Here is an 18,323-nt window from a genome sequence, read left to right on the forward strand (position 1 = left end):
AAATCCCCGGTTTATTTAGGTAAGGTAAAAGAAAACTTGGATCCTCTTCCCAATTCCGATTCGACCCAGATCCGGCCACCCCGGCGCTCCACGATTTTCTTACAGATGGCCAGACCGATTCCGGTGCCCTGGTACTCTTCCCTGGTGTGCAGCCTTCTGAAGGGAAGAAAGATCCGCTCGAAATATTCCGATTCCATACCAATCCCGTTATCCTGGACTGAAAAGGTCCATTCCTGGGCTCCTTCCTGGGCCGATAGATGAATGTGTGGCGGTTTCGGGCCGTGAAATTTTATGGCATTGGTAATCAGATTTTGGAGCAAATGTTGAAAATGCGACCGATCGGTGCGGATGATCGGCAGCGGGTCATGAGTGATGGAAGCCTGTTTGTCCTCAATGCCCATGCGGAGATGTTCGAGAATTTCATGCAGGACTTCCTCGCCGTGAACTGAAACAGGTTTTAGCTCCTGGGCCTGGATTCTGGAATATTTCAAAAGGTCCTGGATGAGGGTTTGCATTCGATTGGCCCCATCGGTCACGAATCCAATAAATTCCTGGCCCTGGTCGTCCAGTTGCTCTTTATAGCGTTCCGCCAACAACTGAGTAAAGCCATGAATCGTGCGGAGAGGCTCTTGGAGGTCATGAGAGGCAATATAAGCAAATTGTTCGAGATCCTCGTTTGATTGCCTCAGCGAGGCCGCATGATGGGCCAATGTGAGGTTTTGGATAGCCAGAAGATGTTCCAACTTCTTTTGTTGGGAAATATCCCTGGCAATTTTCGAGGCGCCAATCACGTGGCCCCATCGGTCGATAATCGGGGAAATGGTCAGTGCCACAGGTATGTCCTGCCCGTCCTTCCGACGCCGAATCGTTTCAAAATTTTTAATTTCCTTGCCACTGTGAAGTTTTTCCAGAATAACCGTTTCTTCCTCTATCCGGCCTGGTGGAAACAGAAATGGCATATACCGTCCGATGCTTTCCTGTGGGGAGTATCCGAACATCTGTTCGGCTCCGTTGTTCCAACTGGTGACCTGGCCCTTGAGTGTTTGTCCGATAATGGCGTCATGCGTGGACTCCACGATAGACGCTAACCGAAGCCGGACCTCCATCCCCTGACGATATTGGTAAGTGAGGAGGGCGGTTGCCCAAATCATAAAAACTGATAACAGACGATTGATCACCGCATTGGCGGCTATGGTGCTGCCTGAATGCACCACATTTACACCGGGTGAATAGACCATTCCAATGATGCCTAAGACCGTACAGACTCCTGCGACCATGAATGGGGATTTTGTATGTGGTAACCATGGCGTAAGCATAATGGCACTCACATATAACATGCCGGTTGCTACTCCTGTTTTGGTGTAGAGGTCCAACACAAAAATTGCACCCATGAGAGCGCAAATGGCTATCAACAGGCTTATATCCCATTTTTTTTGGCGGGTGCGGGATTGAGTTTCGACCTGAGGCGGCATTATGACTTCATCCATTTCTTACTACTGAACTGAAGCGGAGAATCTGCGTTCCCGGGTATGGCTTAATCTTCAATCTGGAAACTATGGCATCCATTGCATCAGGATCCTTGAAGTCGTCTGTGACAATTCGTGAACTCAGCGGGAGACCTCTTTAAGTAAAAGGAGCTGACTCCGAAATATGTGAATAAAAAGTGAAGGAGAGAAAATATCTCGAATGATGGAGCTTTTCCTCCGCTGTTGTAAACCGAACGGTATTCAAGGCACGTCGTGAAAGAATGAAACCGAGAAAAGTATAGCCACAATGAATAAGTGTTGTCTAAGCGGAAAAACCAAATGGGTGAAGGCACAGGATAATCCAGGGATATTGCGCAATCAAGCAAGGGTTTTTATCAGGTCTTCCGCCTCAAAATTTTTGTAGTAATAAGACCATCAAGAAGAAGAGATAAAACCTACAATTGAAATCTGGGGCCTGACCCAAATTAACCTGGCTTGAACAATAAGGAGAAAGGGACCATGAACAAAATTTTTGAGGAGACCACGGGTGATGTCAAGGAATCGGTGCAGAGCGAAATGTTGCGTTGTGTGTTTGGGGAGTGGCCGCGACGCGCCTTTCTCAAGTTGACTCACCCTGCCATAGACTGGCCACCGCCTTGTGTGCCTAGCAAGGAGACGCGCAGTACTGAATGTAAAATGTGATAGCCAGCCAGGAGGAACGCAACATTATGTCTACTATCCTATTGGTCCTTCTTATTCTCCTTTTAGTCGGGGCCTTGCCGGTCTGGCCGTATAGTTCATCGTGGGGGGCCTACCCCAGTGGTGGACTGGGATTGATTTTGGTGATCGTGCTGATTCTGGCGCTGACTGGAAGACTATAGGACGGGATTAGCATGTTTGTTTATTTCATCACGTGAAAGCAGGGGAGGAACGCTATGCCCTTGAGAAAAACGTCATTGTTGGCCGTATTGGTCGGATCCTTGTTTCTGGGCTCAATGGGGGGAATGTTATTGGCTTCCACAAATTCCACTGATCCGGACATTTCGCCTGCCCATTCAGGTAAACCGATCTCTACTTCAGCCTTACATATCGTGAATGAGGAGGGTAAGGTCCGCGCCACGCTTAGCCTGTGGGATGGCCAGCATCCGGCCCTCATTATGGGTGACGATCAATGTGACCGTCGAACTTCTCTTGCCGTCTATGGGAAGGAGCGAACGGGGTTAACCCTGTATGGAGAGGATTGTAAGCGGCGGGTGGCATTGGAAGTGCAGAGCGATGACCTCCCTTCGTTTGTTTTGCGAGATCACTTGGATATTCCCAGGGTTCAGGTAGTTTTAAATAAGGACGGGAGTCCCCTTGTCAGGCTCTTAGATGCGAATGGGAAGGGCATGTGGGAAAAGCCATAAGATGAGGACGGCAAGGCCGCGTGGGAAGGACAATGAAATCAAGGCATACAAAGTTGAAAAAATCAACACCTAAGAAATCTTCCTATAGCGTTTCCCGTAGATGCCTTGCAGGCCTAACAGTAGTGAAGGAACACTTGTAGAAAGTGAAAACGATTGCGGCATCTCTCCGCTTTGATGCAGCGCCGGCGCGATAACCACACGTCCTAAATAAGGAGTTTTACACTATGTATATCAAGCAAACCGCGACACGAACGCTTATCATTGCGCTTCTACTGGCTGGAAGCTTGGCCGCGCCTTCTATCGCGTTGGCTGATCGTGACAGCAAAACCTCCACCGTGGCGCCACGGGATGCCCATGAGCCGGCCGTTGCTGAAGGAAACGCTCTTACGACCAATCAGGGACATCGAGTCGAGGACGATGACAATTCCCTCAAAGCCGGCTCGCGAGGGCCGACGCTCATGGAGGATTTTCATTTCCGAGAAAAAATGACCCATTTCGACCATGAGCGCATGCCGGAACGCGTGGTGCATCCGCGCGGATCGGGTGCGCACGGGTATTTTCAGGTCTATAAACCACTGTCTCAGTACAGCAAAGCGGCCGTCTTTGCCGATCCCTCGATCAAAACTCCCGTCTTTGTCCGCTTCTCGGTTGTGAATGGCAATCTTGGCACGGCCGACACAATCCGCGATGCCCGGGGGTTTGCTACCAAGTTTTATACCAGTGAGGGCATATGGGATTTGGTGGGCAACAACATTCCCGTATTTTTCATTCAGGACGCGATCAAGTTTCCTGATTTGGTCCATGCCTTCAAGCCGGAACCGCACAATGATATCCCGAATGGTTCCACGGCGCACAATAGCTTCTGGGATTTCATCTCCCTTACACCCGAATCCATGCACATGATCATGTGGATCATGTCAGACCGGGCCATTCCGCGCAGTTACCGGATGATGGATGGGTTCGGGGTTCATACCTTTCGACTGGTTAACGATCAGGGTAAATCGACGTTTGTGAAGTTCCATTGGAAGCCGCTCTTGGGTGTGCATTCTCTCGTGTGGGACGAGGCGCAACAACTGGCGGGAAAGGATCCTGATTTTCACCGGCGGGATCTGTGGGAAGCGATCGAAAACAAAGCGTATCCCGAGTACGAACTTGCCGTCCAGCTCCTGCCTGAACACGAGGCCGATAAGGCGGGCGTCGATGTTCTCGACCCGACCAAGATCTGGCCCGAAAATCAGATTCCTCTTCAGCGGGTTGGCAAGCTCACCTTGAACCGCAATCCGGATAACTTCTTTACCGAAACCGAGGAAGTCGCCTTCCACCCGGGCCACCTTGTGCCCGGCATCGACGTCACCGACGATCCATTATTACAAGGCCGGCTGTTTTCCTATACCGATACGCAATTGAATAGGTTCGGGACGCCGAACTTTGCGCAACTGCCCATCAACCAGCCCAAATCTCCCGTGAACAACTTTCAACAGGACGGCATCATGCGCTTCACCAACCGCCCTGGTCCGGGAAACTATGAACCGAATTCCCTGAGCGGCATGCCGGAACAAACTCCGGCAGAAAAAGGAGGCTATACCCACTATCCAACGCCCGTGCAGGGCACAAAGATCCGGGAACGCAGCAAAACATTCGGCGATCACTATACACAAGCGGCGCTGTTCTACAACAGTTTGACCTTGCCCGAACAGGAGCACATCGGTCAGGCGTTGATCTTTGAGTTGGGCAAATTATCTAAGGTCAAAATCCAAAAGCTGATGCTTGAGCATCTGGCCAAAGTGGATGAATCGTTGGCCGTCAAGGTTGCGACCAAACTGGGGATGGAGGCGCCGAAAGGGCAACCGGCGACCAGGGCGGGTAAAGCCAAAGGATTGAGTCAGGAAGAAGGACCGAAGGACTCCATCAAGAGCCGCAAAGTTGCTGTCCTGGCCGCCGATGGAGTCACCGGTTCAGACATCAAGCGCCTAGAGGCCAGTTTGAAGGAAGAGGGCGCCACCGCTGAAGTGATCGCTCCCCACCTCGGCCACCTCAAAGGTGACGTAAAAGTCGATAAGAGCCTCGCAACCGCCGACTCGATAATGTACGACGCGGTCTATGTGCCGGGCGGCCAGGAAAGCGTGACCATTTTGCTCGGCGATCATGAGGCGCTCCACTTTGTGCGCGAAGCGTACGACCACGGTAAAGCCATTGCCGCTAGTGGTGAGGGTGGAGAGTTGCTACAGGCTGCGGGTGTCGGTAACGCGGATGGCGTCATCATGGAAGAAAGCAGCGGAGATCCAAGCAAATCGTTTATCGAAGCTATCAGGCATCGTCATTGGAACCGGCCGAAATAGTCCGGTTGTTATACGAGGCCTCTGTCGACCGTGTTTAATTCACTTATTAATCGCCGAGGTTCAGCCCTGTTTCTTGAGGTCCATTAAATTTTGAGCAACAGCGGAAAAAAAGGGAGGCGGGATTTGACCCGCACCGAAGTGATGAAAATGGCCCAATTTCAGAAACTGGTGGATTCCCCGCCGGCCCCTAAATTGGATCTCTTCAGCCGTTTGAATCCCAAGAAAACGACGGATGAAGAGTTGGGAGGGGAGGCCTTATTTTCTGGAAAAGCCAAGTGCGTGGCCTGCCATACTGCTCCCTATTTTACGGATAATCTGATGCATGATTTGAAGGTGGAGCGGTTTTATCATGGCCGGGCAGAGGGATCCATCAAAACCTTCCCCCTTCGAGGAATAAAAGATTCCCCACCCTATCTCCATGACGGCCGTCTCTTGACGCTTGAAGACACGGTGGAGTTTTTTGCCCTAGTCACTGGTGTGGAGTTGACAAAAGAAGAAAAGGCGGATCTTTCTGCTTACCTTCGAGCCTTATGAAGTATAAGACTTTTCATTTGTGGCGTTGATTAGCTTGAATGGGATTCCCATGAGAAATGGAGAATGAACCATGAATAATCCGAATGTAGCCGACCAGGTTTGCGAGATGCTATTTCGCCCGGTGGAGATCATGGTCGTAGTCCTGTTCTCCATGGCGGGACCCCTTTTAGGAGATGGGGCAGTGGCTGCCGCATGCAGGTCGGAGAATCAGGCCGCGTTTTCTCATGAAAATAGGAAACAAGAGAAGCAAGATTCTCCGCTTATCGGAAACGGTGTCCGCACACCTCCCGACATCGGGGCTTTAGGGACGGCCTCCTCTACCCCTCCGGTTCGAACTGAATCCCCCACAGACGAACCTCAAATTCTTCCCGATATTTCACCCGTCCCCACGCATCCCTCGGATCAGGATAAGGCTCCAGTCAAAGAGAATGAGCCGTTAGGGCAACCAACACCTCTCCGATAAACGCTAGAATATAAGATACGGTTCAGGAACCGTATGTGTACAGAAAAAATAGCAATCCTATTTTAGGTATTTTGCCTACGGTTTTAAAGAAAGAAGTTATTTCGGGTATGCTCTCGATGTCACAATTCTTTCTTGCCTTTTTGTATTTTTGGGGCAGGATGTTCTCCCTCCCAAGCCCATCCGAGGGATGGGTCCAAAAATGATTGCGGTTATTTTTGGCTCAACCTTCAGATGAATTTCCACTTTCTCTCCCGTGTCCTTGAGAATCCTCTGGGGGTTCGTGAGTGGCATCAATGATAAGCTGAGCGGCCTTTGCGGGATCACATTCGGCCGCAAACGTTTCCGCGGCCGTAAGCACCATTTCGGATTTCACCGGATGATGATCCGGATTTTTTATACCATGGGATTGGAGGATTTTGAGAATGTGAGTCACCTTTAATGCTTGATTAATTTGGTTATTATCAAGCAACTGATGAATTTCCTGAATAATTCGGTTATCAATTTCATCATGCGATAGATCGGGATTTTGTTGAAAAGGTTCAGGTGGAGGTAACCCCATTGTCGGTTCGGAAATCCAGGGAATGGCTTCCTGGGAAAGAGTGAAATGACGATTACGAATGGTTTTTATAAGGTAGTGCAACACCTTCCAGGAATGGATCGTCAGATCTTCAATGTTCTTAGTGCCCAAGGCAGCTTGGAGATCAGTTAATTCCCTGCCCAACTCGTTGGAGATAGTTAACTGGATTTTCATACTGGATTCCGGAATTTGTTTTGAGGCATCCTTGGATGCAGAAGATCACACACACATAACATTACCCCAGGACTAGGAAAGATGGCGACTGGCCAAAACCCTGGTAGGTAATATACTTGTCCCATCATATTCGGAAAGAGCCGAATCAAGGGTTTTTTCTAGTTATACAACCATCCCATTTCGTGTAATTTAGTTTCATTGAAGGTGAGTTGATCTCGCTTAACAGCTCATGGAATGAGCCATAATGTGTGATTGGGGAAGGAGGAAATCTCACTAATGAGGAAAAATGACGATAAAAATTATTCAGTCAAGGAATTTAACCTCAAAGGCTTGAACGGTATTTCAGATCAAACTTTAGAGATGCATTTTAAGCTTTATGAAGGATATGTGAAGGCCACCAATTCTCTCACCAGGCAAATCAGGGAATTTTTGATTGATGGACAGGTGGATCAGGAAGAAATGCCGGCCTATTCTGAACTCACCCGTCGGCTGGGATTTGAATATAATGGGATGGTCTTGCATGAATTATATTTTGAAAATATGACATCTCAGGAGTCGAAAGGTCCCCAAAGTCACCCTGGCGTTGAAAAGGCCATCCAGGACAGTTTTGGAAGCGTTGATTTGTGGAAGACAGACTTTTCCAGCGTCGGGAAGATGCGGGGAGTGGGTTGGGTCATCTGCTATCAAAATCCCGACAACGGCCGCCTGTCCAACCATTGGATCAGTCTGCACGAATCCGGCAATGTCGCCGGGTTTCGTCCTCTTCTCGTGATGGATGTCTGGGAACATGCGTATTTGCTGGACTATCAACCCTCGGAACGAGGGAAATATATCGAGAGCTTTTTGGCGAATGTTAATTGGGCGGTAGTGGCGAAACGGCAATAAACGAGACGAAAGCATGTACCCCATGGGCAAAGGTAATGGCTAGGTAGTCAAAATAGATGGCCACTCAATAAGGGGGCAAGGACGATTGCCGAAAATAATTCCAATTGCGGGTGATAAAAAATGAACCGTTCACGTGAAACCAGCATGTTCATCTCCTCAGATCTTTGGAATTTGAATTTCTTACTGTGCTGTATGCAGGAGGGAGGATTCCTGCCAAACCCAATTCCCAATCCCAATCCAGATCCTAACCCTAGTCCATTTCCCAATCCCGAACCCATTCCGAACCCTCTCCCCCAACCTCCCATACCTCCGACACCCCCAATCCCCAAAATTTAAAAGACTATCAAAGTTTTTCCCATGGCATAAATTTTCTTGATTTCGCAACAAGGAATCGTGGCCGGGACACGTCAAGTCTATGAGTGCCGGTTTCCATTTTTTCGATAGGAGAAGAGCATAGGGATAGAGAGACGGATATTCCTCCAATGAATCCGGCAGTTTGGGAGATCTCATTGAGGCCAGGACGGGAAAGCCCATAGACTTATTTGAATAATTCTTTCATAATGCTTCCTTTCCTTTTCATTATTTTGGGTAATTAGCCTTCATTCATCAATTATTATGAATAAAGCTCGCGTTCTTTTGGCTGAAGATCACGTCCTGGTAAGTGAGGGGCTGACCAAACTGCTGGAAGCGGATTTCACATTGGTGGGGACTGTTGTCGACGGTCATTCATTGGTTCAAGCCGTCAAGAAACACACACCTGACATTGCGATTATCGATATTTCATTGCCCTTGTTGAATGGGTTGGAAGCGGCCCGTCAAATAAAAAAATGTGAACCCCAGACGAAAATAATTTTTCTCACCATGCATTCGGAAGATCATTTTGTCCACGAAGCCTTCAAAGCCGGTGGGGCGGGGTACATCTTAAAACAATCTGCGACGGCAGAATTAGTTTTTGCCATTAAGGAGGTTTATCAGGGACGCACTTATGTTTCCCCATCCATTGCCCAGGGGATCGTCAATCAAGCACTGAACCCGTCATCCAATTCTAAGACGGCGGCCAAGCCGGAGCCTCCGCCATTGACTCAACGACAAGTGGAAATTCTCCAATTAATTGCTGAAGGAAAATCTAATAAAGACATTGCGGTGGTATTAAATCTGGCCGTCAAGACTGTGGAATTTCATAAGACCAGGATCATGCAAATATTGGGGCTCAAGACCGCGTCTGAACTCACGAAATATGCCATTACCACCGGAATTATTTCCATTTAATTGCTCCTAGAGGTTCTTGCGCTCCTTCTTCCACTCGTAGTTTTTCGTTCCCCTCCTGCAAAAACATTCAGGCGATTATACATGCCCCCTTAATCCTCGTGAGCCTATGCGCACTCATACCCTAATCAAGAGGGGAAATTCCTAACTTGACGGCATATTTCGTCAGATCGGCCTTGGAATGAAGACCTAATGCCTGCACAATTTGCATTTTATGGAACGCCACTGTGCTTTGAGAAATCGTCAACACGTTGGCTATGTCTTTAGCAGAGAACCCTTGAGCCACTAGCTTTAACACCTCCTGCTGTCTGGGAGTCAATTTCCCGGACAGCTCGGTGCCCGGCATGCCATCCATTTGAGCCAGAACAGCATTCTGCACTTCTTCGGGTATCAGGGGAGAGAGGTACTTCTGTTTTTCCTGGACCTGTTGAATCGCTGTTAATAATTCACTCCCTGCCGTTTGCTTTGGCACGTAACCTTCTCCTCCGGCACGAAACGCCTCCATGATAAAGGTGGGTTCCAAATGCATCGACACAAAAATTATTTTTACTGAGGGACAGGCTATTTTTAAGAGTCGAGCGGCTTCGTATCCGTTCTGGTCAGGCATGGAGATATCCATGAGGAGAATGTCGGGCTTGGTTTGTCGGATGAGGCTGACCAAATCACCCGCTTCATGGGCTTGCCCAACAATGTCATGATGGGGTTCGAGCAGTTTTTTGCAACTCTCCAACACAAGAACATGATCATCAACAAGAACTATCCGTGCTCGTTTAGTAGCGTTCATACAGTAAAAAAAGTGTTATATACTATTGATTTTTTGTATATTCCAGTCTGCGTTTCTCAGGGGTATAACTACAGCATACACCAAGGTAGAAGTGTCTATACACAAGTGATGCCACATGATGTCCTTCCATGTAAGGTCCGGATGGCCTGGCATTTCTTCACTGTAGCGGGAGGGGGGCCAATGGCCAACTGACCAAAACCCTTGAAAAGGAAACTTCTATTGCGACTTAAGAGATCCCCTGAATCTATTCTGGCGGTTTTCAGATGAGTCCAGCAAGTCGTGGGAAGGCCATAATACGACGAGGCAAGGATATTACGGGGATGGAGGAACGATGATGGTGATGGTCGTCCCTATTTTGGCGCTGGATGTAATTTCAAATTGTCCCTTTAGCGCTCTTATGCGTTCCCGGTAAAAGAAGAGTCCAAGGTGTCCCGGTTCTTGTTCGAGTTGTCGGGTTTCTGGATTAAACCCCTTTCCGGAGTCACTTACCCTTATTAAGAGGGCTTGTTCCGAAGGACACTCCCACATTATCGACGCAGTGGTGACCCCTGCATGCTTTAACACGTTGAATAATAACTCCCGCACCGTCTTATAGACCACCACGCTGATGTCTTCCGCGACCTTCACTGGTGGGATCATCTCAGGGCTCGCCACTGTTAAACCAAAGCGCTGCATGTCTTCGGAAAGATATTTGAGGGCAGTGAGTAAACCATGGTGGTGGAGTATGGTCGGGTTTAAATCAGAGATCAGTGTTCGGGTGAACGTCAATGATTGATCGATCATTCCGTCAACCTCCTGAATCACCTTGGAATGTGACGGCGGAGTGGGTCCATGGTCAATTTGCCCGAGCTTGAGCCTGCAGGCGATGAGCATTTGGGCAAGATAATCGTGTAAGTCATTTGCCAAATTTTGGCGTTCGTGTTGTTCGACAAGGGCTAATTTCACCAACATGGCACGCAATTGTTCCTGGTGATACACCAGGTCTTTGGTCCGTTCGGTGACAAGCTGATTTAAGTAGGAATTATTTTCAGCGAGCCGGTTCCCGCTTTTGACTTCCTCTCGCATCTTGACCGTCATTTCATTTTGTATCTGCATGAGTTCCACAAACGCGCGCTGGTTGAACGTTTCCGGTTCTTCCCCGATGAGAATGATCGCCTGAGAAGAATTTTTCTGAACCAGGCAGTCGAATGTGTGCGGGTTTTGAGAGGAATCGATGAAATTGAGCTGAACCCGTTCATGGTGATGAGAGGTTCCATTTTCTAAGATGTGCTGAAGGCGATGTTGGTCGGCGGTGGTGAGAAAGTCCCAGATGGTTGTTGTGGCGAATGCTGTTCTGGATATTTTAAGTTTCGTCAACAGCACGTCATTGTACACCTGAATTTGTCCATCAGGGCTCATGACACAATATATGATGGTATCTGTTTGAGTCAGAAACGCCTCCAGGAGCAGGATGGAATCTCCCAGAAAATCCTGCAGTTCCCCTTGTTGGCCTATTTGAGGGAGGCGCTCCAGTTCAAGGATTTGCGTCACCGTCGGGTCCAACTTTAAACCCGTGGGAAGCATACCGTGAGAAAGACGATGGTCCGGGCTTTTGTGCCAGGCATGAAATGTTTCACGATCGATCCAACGGGTCACCAAATGGAAAATCGTTTGGTCTGCGTGAGGCGTGTAGACTTCCATCCCTAAAAAGCCCGGAACGGCATCGACCAACCGTGGTCGCTTTTGAAAGGCTTCGGCCACATCCCCTTCAAGCCCGTTTGCCACCTTAAATCGTGATATGACTAAGACCATTGATATGTTTCCATCAAGATACCAGGGTTGTTAAGGACCGTAAATCATACGCAAACCCATCGGCGCCTATATCCCGATAGACATCCGGAAGTGCACGAAAGGCTGATCCTCCAACCAGGATGCGGGGAGCGGCAGCGGAGGGGAAATGGTTTCGAATGTCCCTGATCAAATCTCTCACGGTCGGAACCTTTAAAACCATGGTCGCGGAAATCCCGACAAGTGTCGGTTGGAAATCCTTAATTAATTGGAGGATAGCTTGATGAGGAACATTCACGCCTAAAAATCGGATATCCCATCCCTGCGTTTCAAGCATGTCTGCGACCATGTGGGGTCCGATTTGATGCAGTTCACCTTCCACGCCGGTGACGATCCCTTTCCCTTGCGAGGGTTGGGACGGTGTGACACAGGTATATAAATTAGCCATGACATATTGGGTGATCGCGGTGGCCACGTGTTCTTGAGCGACCGAAATGTGATTGGATTCCCAAAGGCTGCCTATCTTATACAACGATTCTTGAAAGAGCTCCACATACACATCCGAGAGAGAGTGAGTGCTCGAAAAGGCCTCAATCGCGATTGTTCTGGCAGCATGACGATCTCCTGCCAAAAGCGCTTGAAGAAACACTTCTTGATGGAGGGCTAATGGTGATTCAGAGCGAGCGGGAGTTTGAGGCTCCGATGGTCCAGATTCTGGGGCATCCAGCAAATGGGTCCGGACGACTATTTTTTCGGCGTCGGTCAGGTGAGGTTCTAATGCCTGAGAAATGTGGTCCAAAAACCGCTGTAAAACATGATGTGGAATATTTCTTGTCTGGAGTACCTTTGTCGTCCAACGCAGGTATTGTCTAAATGTTTCCTCGGTTCCAAATTCAATAGCCGTTCTAAGGAAGGTCAAATGGTAGCGTGCATCGGTGATACAGTGGGTTTTACCGGCTTCTCCCAGTTCTTTGGTCTCGGGATCTTGTTGAACGAATTTGGTCGTGATGATTTCAATGACGTCGCGTTCAAGAATTCGTATTTTTTCTGCAAGCCGGTGCCGGGCGTGTGTTTGAATGTCTTTCATGTAAATGGGGAAAAGACCCTGTGAAGTATCAATGCTTCACTACTAAATGAAATTCTCAAAAATATGAAGAGGAATAAAAGAAGTGAGTCGTGATCATTTACGTGCCGGTTAAAAATGGTTAGATTCGGTATTCTAAGTCCTGCACGTCAACATGTTCAACCCGAACGGGTCGATGGTCAAACTTTAAGGCTTGCTTGTATGGGGCGGAGAGCTGTGAGGGGCGGATAGCAGGGCGTCGTTGTCGATACTGGAATTCTTGACGGAGATAACTTCGGCTTCTTCTCGATGCTTAACAGGGAGAAAACGATGAGCCGCTCGCAAGGCCAGATATTTGCTTACGATGCGGCTCATTATTTGTTAGATAGGCCAATGATCATTGAATTAATGGCCTGATGTTCCTTCATTTTCACGCATGAGGCTATTCGTGCGACAAGAAAATGAATGGAAATTTTCATGTTAAATTTTTAACCACCAAAGCCTATTTACCATTCAGGGTTCTTCATTCCATATGGATTGACTTCCAATGTGAGAGTTAAACCAGGACCAGGTTTAGTCCTTTTCAATTTTGATTACAGTTCCTGTTTGAGCATCCACGTAAATTTCCCTGGTGGTCCCGCTTTCATCAATGATTTTGACCTCATAAACGGTTTTGCCATGTTCCTTTTCCAGCTCGGCTTCCACCGCCTTCCCTTTCATATTCGTCAATGCTTTTTCGACGGCTTCCACCAACGTAATTTTCGTTTCCGTGAGTAGTTCGGCTTTGTCATCCTCAAATAATGCCCAGCTTGGGGTAACCGATAGCATGAAAGCGATAACCATAAGACCCGGAATAAGCTGCTTCTTCATAATGAACTCCTTTGCGTGACTGAAAGTTGTTGTGAGGTGTCCAGTTGAGACAAAAACACATTAATGGAAATAATTATGGCGACACCTTGTAAGTGGTGATGATGGCTGAACCTCGACAGGTAAGCATTGGACAAATTCGCGAGCAGTCCTTCCCGGGCGTCCAATACGGCCCCAGAAATACTTGTTCAGACAAAACATCTATGGATATATCTCCTTTCCATGCCTCGAAACGTGACCATAAGGGAGTTACGTCTGAAGGCCTGATGGACGGCTTGGTCATTGAAGCAGAAAATCTGACTCTTGCGGTCGATAAGGTAAACGGAGACGGCCTTGGCGTTCCGATGTCAGGAGCAAGCGGGGAAACTTCTGCTCACTTTGGCGAAGCCGATGACATCGAGGTAGCCATTCTCCAAGGCGGAATAAACACACCGGTCAGAAAGGTTGCTAATGAGGAAAAATAACAGACATAATTATAAAGAGATATGTATTTTCTGAACTAAGGAATGTTGAAGAATTGACAGAGAAGCTCGCTATGAAATTCAATGGATTCCTTAATAATTTAACGTCATACACTCCGTTGTGTGGAAGAAAGTGAGGTTTTCTTCATGAACACCGTCTGTGCCCATCCCCCATGTTCATGCCAGAATTCAGAGGGAGAGGAATACTGTTCGGAAGAATGTGCCAATGTGATTACCGCGCCGGTAGGAAAATGTCGCTGTGGCCATGACGGGTGTGAAGGGTATTTGAAATATCAAGACTCCCGGACCTAACAATCATTCATTCATTCATTCTTGCTCAGCTTATGTGAGCCATAGTAGTCAAGAACCCGATTATACTTCCGCAGGAGAACCTTATGATCGGTGATATGATTTGAGGTACTCACGCGGTGAAATGTTACCTACCTCAGACGATTGCTGTGGTGCATCAGCACATTTTCCTAATTTGTGAGATATCTTTCTGGGCTACTTTTTGCTGATCCCTGGGAGGGATTTGTCTATTCACGATTATTAGTCTTCATGATACTTTTAAATTATGAAAATTTTTATTCGAAATTTAACACTCTAAGTGAGGAAATGTATGCGTCACCAAGAATCAGATGTCGTAGATGGAAAGATGTTAGGTGTATTTGCCATTGGCATAGTCATTGGATCTGTTGCCACATTACTCCTTACTCCCCAGTCGGGGCGTGACTCGCGCGAGCAAATTCGTGATTATGTTCGTCGAAAAGGAGAAGATTTGAACGATCTGCAAGAAAAAACTGTTGAAACCTATCAAGACATAGTTTCCGGGACTCATAGGGGGTTGGAAGAGATTCAGGTGACGATAAAAGAGGCAGTCCATGCCGGAATGGATGAATTTCGTAAGGAGTGGAAGGACGTCAATAACAATCGATAGAGAATGACTAAGGAAGTTGTGTGCAGGAGAAATATCTGAAGATGGTCATGAATATGAAATGCTATGCCATTTGTTGTGCCAGATAAAGAAGTACGAGGGAGCAATTTATACAGCGCAAGGTTGAGGAAAATTTTTTCCCCTCTTCGGGAACAGACTCTAATTTCGTTTGCATTAATTCCCCATGACCCACCAGAATTTACCTCTTAGCGCGTGCTGCGCCCGCTCCTAATGGGACAGCGCGCGCTCTTCGACAAGATACTGGCAAACCCGTGTTACGGTCGATTAGAAAATGTCAGTGATGGGAATATATTTTTTGGCGTTCATGCCGCCCCAACCTAGGCCCGTTTAATCGGTTTTTGAAGTGATCAAAGCTATTTATACTTAGGCTTTTTCCCCATATTCCATAAGCCAGGCAACCAGGAAAGTAGTTTTTTTTCATAGGCGATCACCGGGGTTGGGCCCATCGACCGTCAGTGCGGCGGTCCTGAGTCAGTTAGACGGCCATCGACAGCGTTTTAAGTAGAGCAAAGAATTGGCATCCACCGTCAGGGTGCCTTTCTCGGGATCGACTCCAACAGATTCTATCTACCGAATCTATCTACCTTTACGAAGAATAGCCCAACCCGCCGAGCGCAGATCAGGCCCGCCCTTGGTTTCAATGGCAGCCCGGTTGGCCGATCTGCAGGTGGGTGAAAAATACTGTCCTGCAGGGGGTGAGTCTTTCAATATGAACTTTGACTAGCAAACGATAGGTAGGTGGGACCATGTTTTCAGGAGTCTTCTCTAAACCCGAAAAATGTAGGGTGTGGTAAAAGGAATTTAACTTTCAGAGGTGATGGTCATCTTGCGGGCGTCATGTAGCGAAAACCGTGGTTTTTGGAGGATTCGTTCGGCTCGGGAGGAGTCCATGGTGAGGTTTTTGGGGCGCACCAATCCGGATTCCTCGATGGTTCCCTTTTGAATATTCGATGTCTGTGTAACCCCGAAGTGCTGGAGCAGTCCCATCCCCAATTCCCACCGGTTCAGGCTTTCGGGGCCCCCCAGATGTAAGATTCCCGGGACATCCTTGGTGGCTAATTCCAGCAAGACCTCAGCGAAATTCTTCACCCAGATGGGACAACGCAGTTCATCAACAAACAAGCGATACAGTTCGCCGGTTTTTGTGGACTCAATTAAGCGTGTCGTCTGGCGGTCTGGGGTTCGAAGATCATAAAGCAACGAGGTGCGGACGATGGTGGCCTGAGGATTCAGGGAGCGAATGAGTTCTTCCGCCTGGGCTTTGGCATGGCCATAGGGGTTGATGGGGTTCGTGGGACTCTCTTCGGTATAGGGCGCCGAGGTCCCATCAAAGACCTGGTCAGTCGAGAGGTGGATGAAGCGAATGCCACGTTCCGCCGTCTGCATGGCCAGGAGTCCCGCGGCGGGGACGATTGCTTCGATTCCTTTTCCCTGTTCGGAGCAGGCTGTATGAATGATGACGTTTGGGCGGGCGCGACCCAGCAGTATTCTCATCTCCTCTGGATTTTGAAGGTCACAGACGTGAAAGGTCACTCCGGGCAGAGATGTGGAGGGTGTGTGGTGGAGAGTTCCCGCTGCCACAAAGTTCTTGGCCTGTCGTAGGAGATGATTTCCTAAAAATCCTGCTCCGCCGGTGACTAGGAGACGTGTTGCCATCGCTCCCCATTGTAAATTAATGACCAAAGGAAATCTTGTGTGATGAAAGAAGGTTCCTTAGAATGCTCGACATGACGAATGGTTTTTTGGAGGAGTTAATGAATGCGAACCATTGACTTGCGCAGCGATACCGTGACAAAACCGACACCCGCCATGCGGGAGGCAATGGCCCAGGCCGAGGTGGGCGATGATGTGTATGGAGAAGATCCGACCGTGAATCGATTGGAAGCCATGGCCGCGGAACTATTAGGCAAGGAGGCCGCGGTGTTTGTGCCCTCAGGAGTGATGGGCAATCAATTGGCTCTCCGGTTACACACGCGGCCCGGTGATGAAGTGATCGTTGACAGTACATCTCATCTCATTCGATATGAAGGTGGATCGGCGTCTTCGCTCTCCGGTGTTCAATTGTGTTGTGTGCCGGGTGATCGTGGACGCCTTTCGCCGGAATCGGTCGAGGCGGCTATTCGGCCAAAGGGTCTTCATAATCCCCCATCCACCTTGGTGTGTCTTGAACAGACACATAATGTGGGTGGAGGATCAATTTATTCCTTGGAGACCATCAATCGAATTGCAGAGGTTGCCTGTACCCATGGACTGGCGCTGCATTTGGATGGCGCTCGATTGTTTAATGCGGTGATTTCGACGGGTGTGGCGGCTGCTGACTATGCTCGTCCTTTTGATACGGTGTCCTTTTGCCTGTCGAAAGGTTTGGGGGCTCCCATTGGGTCGCTGGTGGTTTCGGATACGGCACGAGTTCAGGCATTGCGTCGTCTTCGCAAAGTGTTTGGCGGGGGGATGCGGCAGGTGGGAATTCTGGCCGCTGCCGGTGTGTATGCCCTTGAGCATCATATTGCCCGATTGGCTGAGGATCATGCGAATGCCCATTATCTGGCGACTCTGTTACAGGACATCCCCGGTGTGGTGGTGAATGTCAAGGATGTGGAGACCAACATGGTGATGTTTCAGGTTCCTCGGTCCTCGAAAACGACTGACGAGTTGTTAGCTGACTGCCGGGAGGCCGGAGTCCTGCTGAATGCCATGGGAGATCGGGCGTTTCGGGTGGTAACGCATTTGGATGTTAATCATGAAGATATGGACGCCGCGGGTCGGATCTTCAGTCGTGTTTTATCAGCCGCAGTGTGAATTTCGCCTGTCCATGAGTTCTTTGGCAGAGTCTGACACCGTTTCTGCAATTTTATTGATCAGCAGGATGAAGGGAGTCGATGTGAGTATATTGGATACGGTTTCGTTTCAACACATCACGAAGATTTTAGAAGTGACGGATGAGTTGGATATTTCACGAGAGGCGGTGGAAATCCCTCTCTCCCCGGCAAGTCCGGGAGTGGTTCGTCGGTTGCCCAACGGTAAGTTGGAAATTGTCGTGGATGCTGACCTGCCCTTCGACGATTGGGTACAGACGTTACCTGAAAAAATTCGGGTGCAAATGCCTGACGATTGAGACCGATTAATGAGATCATGTCATTAAAAGGTTGGCAAAGGAGACGATACCCATGACTGTGCGGGATTGAGAGTGGTCTGGGTATTCCATTTGATATTGTTATCAGGGATGTGGCCGTTTGTGGGATCAGATATCGTGGCATTGGACCTCTGCAAACTGGTCCCGGCCATTGTCGGGGACGGCGTCCGCGGACAGGTGTGT

19 protein-coding genes are annotated in these 18,323 nt (G+C 48.6%); 12 read left to right on the forward strand and 7 right to left on the reverse strand.

Annotated features, from left to right (window positions below; translation table 11 throughout):
- Positions 1 to 11: 11 nt before the first annotated feature.
- A complete protein-coding gene (locus AAH187_RS06430; protein WP_342347617.1) occupies positions 12 to 1,487 on the reverse strand; it encodes an ATP-binding protein in 1,476 nt (491 codons plus the stop codon).
- A 498-nt stretch (positions 1,488 to 1,985) separates the two neighbouring features.
- Between AAH187_RS06430 and AAH187_RS06435 the strand changes: the two genes are divergently transcribed.
- From AAH187_RS06435 to AAH187_RS06460, 6 genes are all read left to right on the forward strand, one after another.
- Complete coding sequence (locus AAH187_RS06435; protein WP_342347618.1) at positions 1,986 to 2,168, forward strand: hypothetical protein; 183 nt, start codon at positions 1,986 to 1,988, stop codon at positions 2,166 to 2,168.
- 26 nt (positions 2,169 to 2,194) lie between these two features.
- A complete protein-coding gene (locus tag AAH187_RS06440) occupies positions 2,195 to 2,347 on the forward strand; it encodes a DUF3309 domain-containing protein (RefSeq protein ID WP_342347619.1) in 153 nt (50 codons plus the stop codon).
- Between the two features lie 54 nt (positions 2,348 to 2,401).
- On the forward strand, positions 2,402 to 2,872 hold the full coding sequence (locus tag AAH187_RS06445) for a hypothetical protein (RefSeq protein ID WP_342347620.1): 471 nt from the start codon (positions 2,402 to 2,404) through the stop codon (positions 2,870 to 2,872).
- A gap of 224 nt (positions 2,873 to 3,096) precedes the next feature.
- Positions 3,097 to 5,211: a catalase gene (locus tag AAH187_RS06450; protein WP_342347621.1), complete on the forward strand. Its 2,115-nt coding sequence runs from the start codon at positions 3,097 to 3,099 to the stop codon at positions 5,209 to 5,211.
- A 123-nt stretch (positions 5,212 to 5,334) separates the two neighbouring features.
- Positions 5,335 to 5,745 carry a hypothetical protein gene (locus AAH187_RS06455; protein WP_342347622.1) on the forward strand — a complete coding sequence of 137 codons (411 nt, stop codon included), beginning with the start codon at positions 5,335 to 5,337 and terminating at the stop codon, positions 5,743 to 5,745.
- Positions 5,746 to 5,815: 70 nt separating this feature from the next.
- Complete coding sequence (locus tag AAH187_RS06460; protein WP_342347623.1) at positions 5,816 to 6,208, forward strand: hypothetical protein; 393 nt, start codon at positions 5,816 to 5,818, stop codon at positions 6,206 to 6,208.
- Between the two features lie 220 nt (positions 6,209 to 6,428).
- Here AAH187_RS06460 and AAH187_RS06465 read toward each other — a convergent pair whose 3' ends face one another.
- Positions 6,429 to 6,959 carry a hypothetical protein gene (locus tag AAH187_RS06465; protein WP_342347624.1) on the reverse strand — a complete coding sequence of 177 codons (531 nt, stop codon included), beginning with the start codon at positions 6,957 to 6,959 and terminating at the stop codon, positions 6,429 to 6,431.
- Positions 6,960 to 7,235: 276 nt separating this feature from the next.
- Between AAH187_RS06465 and AAH187_RS06470 the strand changes: the two genes are divergently transcribed.
- Together AAH187_RS06470 and AAH187_RS06475 are read left to right on the forward strand one after the other, a co-directional pair.
- Positions 7,236 to 7,844, forward strand: coding sequence for a superoxide dismutase (locus AAH187_RS06470; RefSeq protein ID WP_342347625.1), 609 nt, complete (start codon positions 7,236 to 7,238; stop codon positions 7,842 to 7,844).
- A gap of 615 nt (positions 7,845 to 8,459) precedes the next feature.
- A complete protein-coding gene (locus AAH187_RS06475; RefSeq protein WP_342347626.1) occupies positions 8,460 to 9,113 on the forward strand; it encodes a response regulator transcription factor in 654 nt (217 codons plus the stop codon).
- 121 nt (positions 9,114 to 9,234) lie between these two features.
- On the opposite strand, the gene AAH187_RS06480 is transcribed toward AAH187_RS06475, so the two are convergent.
- The 4 genes from AAH187_RS06480 to AAH187_RS06495 all read right to left on the reverse strand — a co-directional run bounded on the left by AAH187_RS06480 (position 9,235) and on the right by AAH187_RS06495 (position 13,594).
- Entirely contained in the window at positions 9,235 to 9,894 is a 660-nt protein-coding gene (locus AAH187_RS06480; RefSeq protein WP_342347627.1) for a response regulator transcription factor, read from the reverse strand.
- A gap of 312 nt (positions 9,895 to 10,206) precedes the next feature.
- The gene (locus AAH187_RS06485) at positions 10,207 to 11,685 is read right to left on the reverse strand and encodes an antibiotic biosynthesis monooxygenase (protein ID WP_342347628.1); all 1,479 of its coding nucleotides are present in this window, start codon (positions 11,683 to 11,685) and stop codon (positions 10,207 to 10,209) included.
- A 13-nt stretch (positions 11,686 to 11,698) separates the two neighbouring features.
- Positions 11,699 to 12,748, reverse strand: coding sequence for a cobalamin-dependent protein (locus AAH187_RS06490; RefSeq protein ID WP_342347629.1), 1,050 nt, complete (start codon positions 12,746 to 12,748; stop codon positions 11,699 to 11,701).
- Between the two features lie 549 nt (positions 12,749 to 13,297).
- Positions 13,298 to 13,594: a PepSY domain-containing protein gene (locus AAH187_RS06495; RefSeq protein WP_342347630.1), complete on the reverse strand. Its 297-nt coding sequence runs from the start codon at positions 13,592 to 13,594 to the stop codon at positions 13,298 to 13,300.
- Positions 13,595 to 13,692: 98 nt separating this feature from the next.
- On the opposite strand from AAH187_RS06495, the gene AAH187_RS06500 reads away from it, so the two are divergent.
- Entirely contained in the window at positions 13,693 to 14,055 is a 363-nt protein-coding gene (locus tag AAH187_RS06500) for a hypothetical protein (RefSeq protein ID WP_342347631.1), read from the forward strand.
- 616 nt (positions 14,056 to 14,671) lie between these two features.
- Positions 14,672 to 14,989 carry a YtxH domain-containing protein gene (locus tag AAH187_RS06505; protein ID WP_342347632.1) on the forward strand — a complete coding sequence of 106 codons (318 nt, stop codon included), beginning with the start codon at positions 14,672 to 14,674 and terminating at the stop codon, positions 14,987 to 14,989.
- Positions 14,990 to 15,808: 819 nt separating this feature from the next.
- On the opposite strand, the gene AAH187_RS06510 is transcribed toward AAH187_RS06505, so the two are convergent.
- Positions 15,809 to 16,663, reverse strand: coding sequence for an SDR family oxidoreductase (locus AAH187_RS06510; protein WP_342347633.1), 855 nt, complete (start codon positions 16,661 to 16,663; stop codon positions 15,809 to 15,811).
- A 102-nt stretch (positions 16,664 to 16,765) separates the two neighbouring features.
- Here AAH187_RS06510 and AAH187_RS06515 point away from each other — a divergent pair, with 102 nt between their 5' ends.
- Both AAH187_RS06515 and AAH187_RS06520 read left to right on the forward strand, forming a co-directional pair.
- Positions 16,766 to 17,806, forward strand: a complete 1,041-nt coding sequence (locus AAH187_RS06515; RefSeq protein ID WP_342347634.1) for a GntG family PLP-dependent aldolase — start codon at positions 16,766 to 16,768, stop codon at positions 17,804 to 17,806.
- 13 nt (positions 17,807 to 17,819) lie between these two features.
- On the forward strand, positions 17,820 to 18,122 hold the full coding sequence (locus tag AAH187_RS06520) for a hypothetical protein (protein WP_342347635.1): 303 nt from the start codon (positions 17,820 to 17,822) through the stop codon (positions 18,120 to 18,122).
- Positions 18,123 to 18,323 lie beyond the last annotated feature (201 nt).

It is taken from the genome of uncultured Nitrospira sp., from assembly GCA_902500695.1.
Lineage (GTDB): Bacteria > Nitrospirota > Nitrospiria > Nitrospirales > UBA8639 > Nitrospira_E.